The organism is Bacillus cereus group sp. BfR-BA-01441, from assembly GCF_022663075.1.
Classification (GTDB): Bacteria; Bacillota; Bacilli; order Bacillales; family Bacillaceae_G; genus Bacillus_A; species Bacillus_A cereus.
On record NZ_JAKUEU010000318.1, the window covers coordinates 1 to 289 of the forward strand.

The following is a 289-nucleotide window of genomic DNA, read 5'->3' on the forward strand; positions in this document are numbered from 1 at the left end:
AATTCCACCTGTCCAAGGAGAAGATTGTTGTTGTTGCTGATATTGCTGATATTGTTGGTGCTGTTGGTGCTGTTGGTGCTGTTGACCTTGGTGTCCATGATGTTGACCTTGGTGTCCATGATGTTGGCCTTGGTGCCCATGATGACCGTGTTGGCCTTGATGACCTTGGTGATGGTGGTGACCTTGGTGTCCATGATGTTGGCCTTGGTGGTGATGTCCATGGTGACCATGTTGGCCTTGGTGAGTTTGATAAAGAACAGCCTGCGGATGTATATGATGGTGGCCGTGG

The 289-nt window shown here is 49.8% G+C and carries 1 pseudogene; it reads right to left on the reverse strand.

Annotated features, from left to right (window positions below):
• Positions 1 to 289 (reverse strand): annotated as a pseudogene (locus tag MR107_RS30695) (hypothetical protein); the annotation flags it as partial.